Raw genomic sequence first — 1,920 nt, 5'->3', positions numbered from 1 at the left:
GGCCGCTACGGTCGATCCTCGTGAAGGGGATCATCCTGGCGGGGGGCTCGGGGACGCGTCTGCACCCGCTGACTCTGGGTACGTCCAAGCAGCTGGTGCCGGTCTATGACAAGCCGATGGTCTACTACCCGCTGTCGACGTTGATCGCGGCGGGCATCCGGGACGTGCTGGTGATCACCACCCCGCACGACGCGGCGGCGTTCCAGCGGCTGCTGGGGGATGGTTCGCAGTTCGGCATCGCCATCAGCTACCAGGTGCAGGCCCAGCCCAACGGGTTGGCGCAGGCGTTCGTGCTGGGGGCCGACTTCGTCGGGAACGACACGGTGGCGCTGGTGCTGGGCGACAACATCTTCTACGGCCCGGGTCTGGGGACGCAGCTGGCGCGGTTCATCGACATCGACGGTGCCTCGATCTTCGGGTACTGGGTGGCGGACCCCACCGCGTACGGCGTGATCGAGTTCGACGCGGCGGGGCGGGCGGTGTCGCTGGAGGAGAAGCCGGCCGCGCCGCGGTCCAACTTCGCGGTGCCGGGTCTGTACTTCTACGACAACGACGTGCTGGCCATCGCCCGCGACTTGAAGCCCTCCCCGCGGGGGGAGTACGAGATCACCGACGTCAACCGCACCTACCTGGAGCAGGGGCGGTTGTGGGTGGAGGTGCTGCCGCGGGGGACGGCGTGGCTGGACACCGGCACGGTGGACTCCCTCATGGACGCGGGGGTCTATATCCGCACGATCGAGCAGCGGCAGGGGTTGAAGATCGGGTCGCCGGAGGAGGTGGCCTGGCAGGTGGGCTTCCTGAGCGATGAGGAGCTGGCCGAGCGGGCGGCGCCGCTGGTGAAGTCGGGGTACGGGACCTACCTGCTGGGGCTGCTGGAGCGCCGCCACACCGGTAGCACGACGAGGGAGACGCTGTGAAGCTGCTGGTCACCGGGGGCGCTGGGTTCATCGGCGCGAACTTCGTGCACGCGACGGTGCGTGAGCGGCCCGAGGTGGAGGTCGTCGTCCTGGACAAGCTCACCTACGCCGGTGACCGCGCGACGTTGCACGACGTCGCCAGCGAGATCACCTTCGTGGAGGGTGACATCGCCGATGTGGCGTTGGTGAGCAAGCTCGTGGGTGGGCTGGGACGTGACGGCGCGGTGGTGCACTTCGCGGCGGAGTCTCACAACGACAACTCCCTGCACGATCCGTGGCCGTTCGTGCACACCAACCTCATCGGGACGTACTCCCTGCTGGAGGCGGTGCGGGCGCACGGGGTGCGCTACCACCACGTCTCCACCGACGAGGTCTACGGCGACCTGCCGCTGGCGGAGCCGGCGGATGACCCGGCGCGGGAGAAGTTCACCCCGGACACCCCGTACAACCCCTCCTCGCCGTACTCCTCCACCAAGGCCGGTTCGGACCTGCTGGTGCGGGCGTGGGCGCGGTCGTTCGGGATCGAGGCGACGATCTCGAACTGCTCGAACAACTACGGGCCGTGGCAGCACGTGGAAAAGTTCATCCCGCGTCAGATCACGAACATCCTCGACGGGGTGCGCCCAAAGGTGTACGGGGCGGGTACCAACGTGCGGGACTGGATCCACGTCGATGACCACAACCGTGCGGTGTGGGCGGTGCTGGAGCGCGGTCGTACGGGGGCGACGTACCTCATCGGTGCTGATGGTGAGGCGAACAACCTGCGGGTGGTGCGGGCGCTGCTGGAGATTGCCGGTCAGGACGCCGATGCGTATGACCTGGTCAGTGACCGCCCGGGGCATGACCTGCGGTACGCGATCGATGCGTCGCTGCTGCGGGATGAGTTGGGGTGGCGTCCGCTGCACTCGGATCTGGAGTCGGGGTTGAAGGCCACCTTCGAGTGGTACAAGGAGAACGAGGCGTGGTGGCGGCCCCGCAAGGCCGCCACCGAAGCCAAGTACGC

2 protein-coding genes are annotated in these 1,920 nt (G+C 68.0%); both read left to right on the top strand.

Annotated elements, in window-relative coordinates:
- Positions 1-20 precede the first annotated feature (20 nt).
- Complete coding sequence (gene rfbA / locus BXY45_RS22690) at positions 21-917, top strand: glucose-1-phosphate thymidylyltransferase RfbA (protein WP_109776803.1); 897 nt, start codon at positions 21-23, stop codon at positions 915-917.
- Positions 914-1,920, top strand: a 1,007-nt coding sequence (gene rfbB, locus BXY45_RS22685) for a dTDP-glucose 4,6-dehydratase (protein WP_109776802.1), incomplete at its 3' end; no start/stop codon positions are given. The genes rfbA and rfbB, both read left to right, overlap by 4 nt.

The organism is Quadrisphaera granulorum (assembly GCF_003149145.1).
In the GTDB taxonomy this organism is placed as follows: Bacteria; Actinomycetota; Actinomycetes; order Actinomycetales; family Quadrisphaeraceae; genus Quadrisphaera; species Quadrisphaera granulorum.
Note: the sequence above shows the minus strand (reverse complement) of the source record. Positions and strands in the feature narration are given on the sequence as shown.